A 9,526-nucleotide genomic window follows, 5' to 3' on the forward strand; every position below is an offset into this window, starting at 1 on the left:
TAGTCGGGCTTGAAGCGTCATGCAATTGCAGGCTGAGGTTGGTATCACCACCGGTAGTGTTAAGCAGACGACCAGTAACGGCATCAACAGAAGCACCCGCCTGGAAGAAGGCAGAAGCAGTCTCCAGTGTGCCAGCACAGTTGCTCAGGGCCATAACGAAACCGGTATCACCGGCTGTGCGAGTGGCGATTTGCAGTTGGCTGGTGCTTACAGTTGGCAGAATAACGGTCGCATCCGCTTGCTGGCCATCAACCACGACGTCACAGGTATTTGCAGTCAGTTCACCGTTAAAGGTGATGGTGCCGGTAGAAGCTGCCTGAGCCAGGCCAACAGTACCGAAAACAGCGATCAGGGATGCAGCGATTGCTAACTTTTTCATATATATTCCTACTTACCTTGTATTATGAATACCATTTTAATATCCATTAAAATGGCCTGGTGGATACCCATAGGTATGGATATAGCTAGATTATTCCAGCCTTTATATTTACAACAACTTACTTAATAAATAGCGAAGAGACTCGCTGGTTATCGACGGAATAGCCAATACCATGAACGTTCGCTATAAAATCTTCCGGGAGACCAATTGACGCCAGTTTTTTACGCAGTTCATTTATTGCATGCCATAAGCGTTGGCTGGACGAAGATAGATTAATCTCTTCCCAAACGCTTTTCATAATGTCATTTTTATAGATGACGGCATCCCGGCTATTCGCCAGCAAATAAATCAGTAATCTGGTCTGGATCTCGTTTAGAGAGATAACCTTGAAAAACAGTGTGCGCTCCGCAGCCCCATCTGAATAATAAAGAAGCCTGCGGTTGGCAATGTCGAATTGAATGTCATCATCAATTAGGAATCCATAAAGTCTATTTTCCATATATATCTCGGATTATTATTTTGGTTTTGTAACAAAAATAACAAACCTCCCTTAAGTGAGACATTATAGAAGCAATTTCCACCATAGCAACCGCGCCAAGATGATCACATTGCCATCTCCAAAAGTCTCATAACAGTGATAAATGCTGATTAATTCAGTTCACTCAGAACTTACCGCCAGCTGACACGAATCATCCTGGTGTTTTTCATATCTCATTACTTCACCTTTTTTGAGTAGTCATAAATGCCAAAGATTTTTATCTTGCAACATTAATAACTAGCCATTAAATTTTATTCATTGATATTCAGTCAATTACCTACAAACCCATGATTAGGATTTATCTGTTACCCGATATATAAAAACCTTTACCGGTGAAGCCATCCTTTATCTCAGTAAGATGAAGCCGCTTTACTTCTCTCCCCTCCTTACTGATGGAATAAATACTAGAGCATGCATGGGACTTTTCTTAGTGAAGTAGTTTTAATCTTTAATAAATGCTAAAAAAATAAATAAAATTCAATGAGTTAAAAGAAAACATTAAATCATAATAGATCATTCTAAACCGTTCTTAAATGATAGTAATTCCCATTTAAGATTTATTATTAACACATTGTTTTTTAAATGAATAAGAATTGTTACTTATTTCGCTCACCACCAGGAACGGTTAAACTATACTTAAAACAAACCAGGCACTCAGACAATAAAAAGTTAATATATTGAAATGAAACAAAATATCATCATTAACGACACCGTACTGTACCTTCCCGAAGAGCACCGTCTGTGCCCACTGCGTGCTCGGGGCAAAGAAACCGTTTTGAACGTTCCTGCCAGCCGTTGCCTGCAATTAATGTTGCAACACCCTGGCGAGGTGATCAGCCAAAGCGACTTTTTTAACGAGGTATGGCAAAAAAACGGCCAATATGTCACCGCCAATACTCTCTATCAGAACATCTCGTTGGTAAGAAAAGGGATGCGGGAAGCCGGATTGAGTAAAAATATCATCCGAACGGTGCCTAAAGTCGGGGTGGTTTTTTCTGGCACCATTGAAATACAGCAAGAAGAGAGCGCCAATGTCATTGTGCAGCAAAGCAATAAGCCAGAGCCGATCCCAATCGAGCACTCACAGGCAGAAACGCTGCCGCCAAAACGCACGGTTTTAAACCAGAGCAAGCTATTGCGCTATGGCCTATTTACGGCGTTCGTCATTGCTATGCTGATCCTGTTGGCCAGCAATCAGTCGCAAAGCGCGCGCTTTTTTGACAGCCACAATAGAGTTGCCAACATCAATCAATGTTCTGTCTATATAGATAGAGACGATCTGGAGACCAATGTGGCGGGCTACAAGGAGTATTTAACCGTTAACAATGTGGTCTGTAATCCGGATGAGTTTGTCTACATCACCCGAACCCCGGCAAACCACAGTACCCTGGTATTATTTTGCGATACGACTGCACAAGGCGATCTGAGATGTTCCTCACGATTTCAAATCGACAATCAACACGACCCCCTTGCCGACCTACGACCAGCAGAGAGCAAATAGCGGTTAGCCATAAAAGTGGGAAAAAAACGAACGGCGGCGGCGTGGTTGCATTCATCATGCGGGACCGGTAGATTGCAAGAGACCTCACAAGTGGTGTACCAACTTGTGAGAAGGGAGTTTTCTTGTTATTAAGGGATTTGCCACATGAGTGCTGCACCACAAAATACCACCTCACCTGCGTTTATTCTCGCCTCTTGGGCTGCCCTGCTGGGCGGTTTTGCGGTGTTCCTGCTGGGCCTGTGGAATGCTGAAATGGAGCTGAATGAAAAAGGCTACTACTTTGCCGTACTGATCCTCGGCCTATTTAGCGCCATCACCATCCAGAAAACGGTGCGCGACCAACAAGACGGCCTGCCGGTGACGCATATTTACATCATCACCTGCTGGGTGGCGTTTGCCATCGCCGTTGGCCTGCTGTGCATCGGCCTGTGGAATGCCAAACTGCTGCTGAGTGAAAAGGGCTTCTACGGTGTTTCCTTCTTTTTGAGCCTGTTCGGCGCCATTGCCGTGCAGAAAAATACCCGCGATATGGCTAATAAACGTCGTACCGAGGGGGATGATAACGAAGAAGCAGGATCGCAGTTCCCTGCCGAATGATTTTATAAGGGGGCTTGGCCCCCTTTCCACTCCGATCATGGTTCCTGCCAACTTCAACCTCAGGCCAGTGCTTTAGCCTTAAGCTGCTGGTATTCACTTTCGCTGATCACGCCGTCATCCAACAGCTTCTTGGCGTCTGAAATCTGCTCGGCTGGCGATTTACCCGCGACGCCGCGGATATACTCGTTGGTGGCAGAGACGGATTTTTGTACCTGCGCACGATGCCGCTCGGCCATGCCTTTGCCGCGGGCAATCAGGTAGACCAAGGAAGTTAACAGCGGGATGAACAGCAGGAACACAATCCATACCGCCTTATAAAAGCCGCTCAGTTGGTGATCGCGGAACAGGTCGGAAACGACCTGGAACAGAATAAACAGGTAGGCAATAAAGAAGAAGAACGAAAACGTGGTAACCAGGATATCCCACAGGGTGAGTAGATGATAAGTCATTAGCGCTCCTTATGGTCCAGCAAAACCAGGATAAAACGACCTGCAATTAGAGATTCGGGTTTAGCACCATAAGTATATGTCGGACTTTCGTTTTTTCCATGTTGGGCGGGAAAAATACGGCGCAGGGAGTTCATCGATATGGGCAAAGCACAGGCCCCTCACCCTAACCCTCTCCCAGAGAGAGGGGACCAATCGAGCGTGTTTGAAATTGTTGTGACTCACCTTGGATGAGGAGGCGATCGAGTTTGCTGAGATTATCGTTTTACTTCCAAACCAGCAGGGGCTGACAGCTCCCTCTCCCTGTGGAAAGGGACCAATAGAGCGTGTTTGAAATGTTTTGCTGAGATTATCGTTTTACTTCACAACCAGCAGGGGCTAACAGCTCCCTCTCCCTGTGGGAAAGGGATCGATCGAGTTTGCTGAGATTATCGTTTTACTTCCAAACGAGCAGGGGCTAACAACCCCTCCCTGTGGAATGGGACCGATCGAGTGTGTTTGAAATATTTGCTGAGATTGTCGCTTTACTTCCCAACCAGCAGGGGCTAACAGCTCCCTCTCCCTGTGGGAAAGGGATCGATCGAGTTTGCTGAGATTATCGTTTTACTTCCAAACCAGCAGGGGCTGACAGCTCCCTCTCCCTATGGGAGAGGGTTGGGGTGAGGGGACGTTCACACGTTACGCCAATGGCCATGAAGGCTGACATCGTCGACAATTTCCTGCACGGTCAGTTTTGCTTCAATGTCGTTAAAAAAATCACTGGTCACGATCTCAGTCTTATCATTCAGCCCAGCGATCGCCGTGAGGTGGCTGGATGGGTAGACCTCCTGGACGCGAGCTTGCAATTCTTCCAGCAAGGCCTCACGAGCTTTCTCAGACAGATTGTCGAACAGATTGTTATCAACTTTTATTTGAATATTCATATTGGCAGCCTCTAGCAATGGGCGTGGGGTTATCCTTAGCATGATAGGATCGATGTGCATTTTTTGAGTAGTACCGATTCATGGCGCCACACATCAACCTTTTACTCTGAAAAAAGTTAAATTTATTATATTTTACACTATTAAAAAACCCAATAATCATGATATTAACGCTAAGTAGCCAAATTATAGACTATATTATCAATGCTATTTAAACAGAGCAGATTCCTCTCCCCGTAAATGCTGGATATTGTCGGTCGTCACCTGTAACATCGTAATAAACGAAAACTAGGAATTTTCCTACAAAATTACTTCTAACTGAATTTTTAGCAAACTTTTATTACACCGTTGGAATTTCAAAACAGTAAGTAAGAATTTTATTCTATTTAATGCTAACTCTGGCATTTTTTCAGCGAAAAATATAGGGGTTTTCTTTGGTACAGCGTAAATTTCTCACTCTGACAGAAGTCCGCAACCTAATGAGTGCTGCCAGAAAGACACCAACTGGAGTACGGGATAGTTGCCTGATCCTACTGGCTTTCCGCCATGGATTACGTATCAGCGAGCTGCTGCGCTTGCGCTTTCGCGATCTTGAAATGGTTGAAGGACGGATCAATATACGTCGACTTAAAAATGGCTTCTCAACCGTTCATCCTCTGATGAATGACGAATGCGAGGCAATTATGGAATGGAAACAGCTCAGGGCCAAATGGAAACCGGAGGCAGACCCAGACATTATTTTTATTTCTCAGCGAGGAACCCAGTTATCGCGTGGTCAAGCCTGGCGCATTATCCGCCAGGCTGGCGAACTGGCGGGTACGGTCATCAATACGCATCCCCATATGCTGCGTCATGCCTGTGGCTATGAATTGGCAGAACGAGGCGCCGATACCCGCTTGATCCAGGATTATCTGGGGCACCGCAATATTCGCCATACCGTTCGCTATACCGCCAGTAATGCGGCACGGTTTGCTGGCATATGGGAGGCAGGTAAACGAAAGAACGGTTGAACCCGCCAGAATAACCTTACTTTTAGTGCATTATGCAGCAAACCATGCTCTACCAGCGCTGGAGATCGCTGTAGTCAGCGATCTCCAAATCTGGCAGTAACCGATAGCTGATTATTGATTAAAACAGGCATAGAGTTCGACTTCACTCTCAATGCCAAGCTTGCCCATCATATTGCGTTTATGTGCACTCACGGTCTTGACGCTGCGGGAAATCTTTTGCGCTATCTGTGTGATGCTAAAGCCTTCCTGCAATAAGCTATAGACCTTTATTTCCGAGCGGGAAAAAGGTTTGGCATCGGCGTTGAACAGGCTCATCTCCTGCTCACAATGCAGAGACGGACTGATAACAATATTGCCAGCCAGAACCTGATCGACCTGATTAACTAGCTGACGAATATCTTCAGATAAAGCAATATAGGACACTCCAGGCAGGTACCCCAAGCAATCCAGCACCTGTTTTCCTGGCACATCGGTCATAATCAGTAGCGGTTTACCCTGCCTGACCGATTGAACAAATGACAGCAACTTCGCCCCCATCGCGATATTTTCATTCAGGCCATAGAGCTCACTAACGATCAGATCGGCATCAGATAAATCATCATTAAATACCAAATCGTAGATAGAGTGCGCCGGTACGATCTCAGCGTTGGGCAGTTTGCGCCTGAATAACTGATGCAAGCCATGCCAGGTAACAATGCAGGGATGCATAATCATTATTTTTTTCATCGCGTATCACCACTCAGTCCGTTTATCTTGGTTAAATAAACCAGCCTACCCGCCAGCAGGTAGAGTTCCTCATTGGTTGTCATCTGTAACTTTCTAATGATCGATTTCTTTTGCGTGCTGATGGTGCGTACATCTTTGCCTGTCACATTAGCGATAGCCGTAGCACTACGCCCACGCAGTAAGGCCAGCGCAATTAATCTTTCCTGCTTACCCAATAAAGCCGCATTTTTGGGCGCTTTGTCTGTCTGTTCGCTGCCTAAACATTGGGTGATTTGATAGAGGTTAACCGGGTCGATCAATACCGTATCCACGCCGAAAGCGTGGAGAAGTTGCACCATCCAGGCCATATCATGCTGCAACCAGATCACCGAGTTGGTTTTAAGATGATAACTGGCAATGTCTGACAAAAAGGATAATAACGACAGGTAGTCAGTGCCACGAGATAATGAACTAAACAAGATCACATCAGGTTTGAATTCATAAATTTTCTTTTTGGCATCGGTCAATTTGCTGACCCGGCAAAAGCTTAACTCCGTGCGACCCGCGTCACCCAGTAACCGTTGCAGCCCGATCCAATTGATCCTGGATGGCTCGACAACCAAAATTCGCTTGCGGCTTTCCGCTGCCGCATGCTCGGCTTGCTGATGATTTGCCTGCTGCATTTTTCCTCCTAAATAACCGTGTTTAGTGCCGTTCCCCCAGGCTTGAAGCCTCGTTCAAAGGCACATTCAAGGATACAAAAAGGTCACACCCACCACGGCCTTGACATTACCCGCCACTACCTGACCGGTAGTGCGCGCATAGTTGGCGGTCAAACCTAAACTGATTGCAGAACTACCGACGGTACCCAGAGCGACGTTCCTGTTGGTGGCAATAACGCCATTGCGGTTGGCAACCTGAATGCCAATCCCCTGAGCCACCGGCGCAGAGGCGGTGTTGGCAAAAATCGTGGATGCGGCATCCGTGGTGGGTCCGGTCAGGTAATAGGCCAGGTTTTGGTTCTTGGCGCAACGCACCGTCAACGGTATCGACACCGTTCCCGGATATTCTGGCAGATTCACGGTAACGTCACGGGAAGAGACATCACAGCCACCGGTAGGGATCACCACGCTATTGCTGGCATAGATATTCCAAATATACGAATGCGATTCCCCTACGTTATTGGTTTGGTGCATATTTAACACCGCAATCAAAGAACCACTGGTTATCGCCACTCCACCTGCGGTGCTGATAGGCGTGAGATAAAGCACGGCGGGCCATGGCGTCATCGTGGTGGTTCTATAGGTAACGGACTTGGTTTCAGAGGTCGTCGGGAATGGGTAAGAGGTACCGTCATACACAAAACTACCGTTGAAACTTGCCAGTACGCCACCATAGGCTGAGCCTCTTTGCAGAGAAACGTAGTCTATTCTGTTCTCTGGAAAGTCATTACGGCAGGAGATCTGACGGGACAAATCAACGATCAGGTTTTGGCCCACCCCGATCTGCGGAGTCAAATCCACAAACACGTTGGCAGAGCCGCCGCCGATAGGGATGGTCGCCCCGGCCGCCGTTCGGCAAGCAAATGCATGGGCACTGGATGAATAGCCAATCAAGAGCGCAGCTGCACCCAGATATTTCAGAAATACGCGGATTAAGTCTTTCATATGTTCTTCATCATCAGGAATAGGTGTAAGTCACGTTGATCAGGGATTGAATCGAACCCTGTGTCGCATTGCCGCCGGGCGTGATAGCCCGCACCTGCAAAACCAGGCTGGCGGCCAGCGAGGCGTCATTCACCGCCACAACTTTGGTACTGCCGTTGGGCAGATTCACCCCATTGCTATCGGCCAGTTGCAACGCAATATTGCGGGCCGCCCCCTGATTGGCGTAATAGCTTCGGGTACTATCGGCCGTGCCGGAAAAGGTCGCGGTCACCTTTGAGGTTCCCACCGGGCAGTTGGTGAGACTTAGCGTCACCGAATGCCATGGCGAAGTCGCACCTGCCGACAGCAGGTTGAAGGTATACAAATCGCCCAGCTCTACCGTGGTGGACACGGTAGATACCGTGCAGGGTTTTGCCACCACCTTGCCATTGATGGTGATGTTGACATCTGCCGCATGCGCCAAGGGGAGTACCATCATCAGTAACCACCCCGCGATCGGAACCAGCTTGCTCATGTTCATAGCCCTTTTCTCCGGTTACTGAAATTCCAGGGTGAAGTTTGCCGTCGCTCTAACCTGCCCGGCAGTCACCGGTGCACGAGTCGCCATCAGACGCGCATAGAAATACAGCGTATTGGACTGCCCGGCGGTTAGGTTTGACCAGTTCAGCCCACTCGAGATCTCATTGAGAGCAATGGCATTGCCGTTGTTATCGAGGATCTGTATGCCCATACCGGCTGCCGCACCGGCCCCACCGTCTATTTTCAGCAAAGTCAGGTTGTCGCTGTCTGCCCCGCCGGTGAAACCCGTTTTCACCGCGATCGCCGAACCGCCGCATTTATCGAGCACGATGCTGAACGGCACCATCGGCGTCGTCGCCCCTACCCGATGCAGCTGCTTGGCCGCATTACTCATCAGATCCACGACAAAACTTTGCGAACCTGGTGCTATGGAGCAGGCATTGTCCTTAACATAACCATTAATGGAGATGGTGCTGTCAGCAGCCTGCGTTACCCTGGCGCTAAACAGCGCCAGCAGACACAGGGTATAAAGTTGTATTCTCATTGCTCGCCTCTCCCGCCCGGTGTCATCGGCATAGTTCGGCATAGTGCCGTTAGATAGCTAAGTGCCCGCTGCTGACTTTCCGGCGGCAGTTGGTAACTTGCCACGCATTGCTCACCTGCCCCCTCACCCCATTTGGCTTTCACTTCCCCCCTTGGCGGCAACCCGGTCAGATACACCTGCCCACCGTCGGCGACAATGCTGCCAGAACGGCCATTATCGAAAGACACCACCGTCCCAAATGGCAACGGTTGTCCGTTATAGGTCAGCGTCATCAGTACCTTCAGCCCGACATGGGTTTTAAAATCGGCCAACACCACCGCGCCGTGGTTCGGCACCACGCTGACCACCGCCTCATCCAGCTCGACGTTGTTTGCCAGCGTATTGGGGTTCAGCGCCACGCGGTTTTCACGATAATCCATGGCAAACGGCAGTACGGCATATCCCCGCCAGTCGGTACGTATCCCGCTCTGGTTTTCCACCGATACGTTACCCGCCCCCGGCGCTTTGACCAGGATCAGCGTGTCATTCAGTGGTTGACTCAGGGTGATGCCATTTTCATGGGCCAGCACACCGCCGCTCAGCCCGTAATACAGTTGGCTGGTACCGCTGCTGCGGCTGTAACCCACGTTGGCGTTGCCAGAAGCCCCTCGATAGTTCAGCGATGTGTTACCCGTCCCGCCTGAAGTGCCCGTTCCGCCTC

The 9,526-nt window shown here is 48.7% G+C and carries 13 protein-coding genes; 3 read left to right on the forward strand and 10 right to left on the reverse strand.

Annotation, left to right across the window (positions count from 1 at the left end; all coding sequences use genetic code 11):
• Both ACLQ7H_RS25210 and ACLQ7H_RS25215 read right to left on the reverse strand, forming a co-directional pair.
• On the reverse strand, positions 1 to 379 hold a 379-nt coding region (locus ACLQ7H_RS25210; RefSeq protein WP_411755031.1), incomplete at its 3' end, for a fimbrial protein.
• Positions 380 to 497: 118 nt separating this feature from the next.
• The gene (locus tag ACLQ7H_RS25215) at positions 498 to 878 is read right to left on the reverse strand and encodes a winged helix-turn-helix domain-containing protein (protein ID WP_411755032.1); all 381 of its coding nucleotides are present in this window, start codon (positions 876 to 878) and stop codon (positions 498 to 500) included.
• 814 nt (positions 879 to 1,692) lie between these two features.
• Between ACLQ7H_RS25215 and ACLQ7H_RS25220 the strand changes: the two genes are divergently transcribed.
• Both ACLQ7H_RS25220 and yiaA read left to right on the forward strand, forming a co-directional pair.
• Positions 1,693 to 2,418 (forward strand): winged helix-turn-helix domain-containing protein, encoded by a 726-nt coding sequence (locus ACLQ7H_RS25220; protein ID WP_411755033.1) that lies wholly within the window; start codon positions 1,693 to 1,695, stop codon positions 2,416 to 2,418.
• 144 nt (positions 2,419 to 2,562) lie between these two features.
• Positions 2,563 to 3,015 (forward strand): inner membrane protein YiaA, encoded by a 453-nt coding sequence (gene yiaA, locus ACLQ7H_RS25225; protein ID WP_411755034.1) that lies wholly within the window; start codon positions 2,563 to 2,565, stop codon positions 3,013 to 3,015.
• 59 nt (positions 3,016 to 3,074) lie between these two features.
• Here the strand turns inward: yiaA and ACLQ7H_RS25230 are convergent, their stop codons facing one another.
• Both ACLQ7H_RS25230 and ACLQ7H_RS25235 read right to left on the reverse strand, forming a co-directional pair.
• Positions 3,075 to 3,464, reverse strand: coding sequence for an SHOCT domain-containing protein (locus ACLQ7H_RS25230; protein ID WP_411755035.1), 390 nt, complete (start codon positions 3,462 to 3,464; stop codon positions 3,075 to 3,077).
• Between the two features lie 668 nt (positions 3,465 to 4,132).
• Positions 4,133 to 4,384 (reverse strand): hypothetical protein, encoded by a 252-nt coding sequence (locus ACLQ7H_RS25235; RefSeq protein ID WP_411755036.1) that lies wholly within the window; start codon positions 4,382 to 4,384, stop codon positions 4,133 to 4,135.
• A gap of 431 nt (positions 4,385 to 4,815) precedes the next feature.
• On the opposite strand from ACLQ7H_RS25235, the gene ACLQ7H_RS25240 reads away from it, so the two are divergent.
• Entirely contained in the window at positions 4,816 to 5,391 is a 576-nt protein-coding gene (locus ACLQ7H_RS25240) for a tyrosine-type DNA invertase (RefSeq protein ID WP_411755037.1), read from the forward strand.
• A gap of 111 nt (positions 5,392 to 5,502) precedes the next feature.
• Here the strand turns inward: ACLQ7H_RS25240 and ACLQ7H_RS25245 are convergent, their stop codons facing one another.
• From ACLQ7H_RS25245 to ACLQ7H_RS25270, 6 genes are all read right to left on the reverse strand, one after another.
• Positions 5,503 to 6,117, reverse strand: a complete 615-nt coding sequence (locus ACLQ7H_RS25245) for a LuxR C-terminal-related transcriptional regulator (protein WP_411755038.1) — start codon at positions 6,115 to 6,117, stop codon at positions 5,503 to 5,505.
• Positions 6,114 to 6,779: a hypothetical protein gene (locus ACLQ7H_RS25250; protein WP_411755039.1), complete on the reverse strand. Its 666-nt coding sequence runs from the start codon at positions 6,777 to 6,779 to the stop codon at positions 6,114 to 6,116. The genes ACLQ7H_RS25245 and ACLQ7H_RS25250 overlap by 4 nt, the downstream gene beginning before the upstream one ends.
• Positions 6,780 to 6,845: 66 nt before the next feature.
• Positions 6,846 to 7,763 (reverse strand): fimbrial protein, encoded by a 918-nt coding sequence (locus ACLQ7H_RS25255; RefSeq protein WP_411755040.1) that lies wholly within the window; start codon positions 7,761 to 7,763, stop codon positions 6,846 to 6,848.
• Positions 7,764 to 7,776: 13 nt separating this feature from the next.
• A complete protein-coding gene (locus tag ACLQ7H_RS25260) occupies positions 7,777 to 8,283 on the reverse strand; it encodes a fimbrial protein (protein WP_411755041.1) in 507 nt (168 codons plus the stop codon).
• Between the two features lie 15 nt (positions 8,284 to 8,298).
• Complete coding sequence (locus tag ACLQ7H_RS25265; protein WP_411755042.1) at positions 8,299 to 8,826, reverse strand: fimbrial protein; 528 nt, start codon at positions 8,824 to 8,826, stop codon at positions 8,299 to 8,301.
• Positions 8,823 to 9,526: fimbria/pilus outer membrane usher protein (locus tag ACLQ7H_RS25270; RefSeq protein WP_411755043.1), on the reverse strand; the 704-nt coding region annotated here is incomplete at its 5' end. The genes ACLQ7H_RS25265 and ACLQ7H_RS25270, both read right to left, overlap by 4 nt.

The organism is Serratia sp. (in: enterobacteria) (assembly GCF_046715635.1).
GTDB lineage: Bacteria > Pseudomonadota > Gammaproteobacteria > Enterobacterales > Enterobacteriaceae > Chania.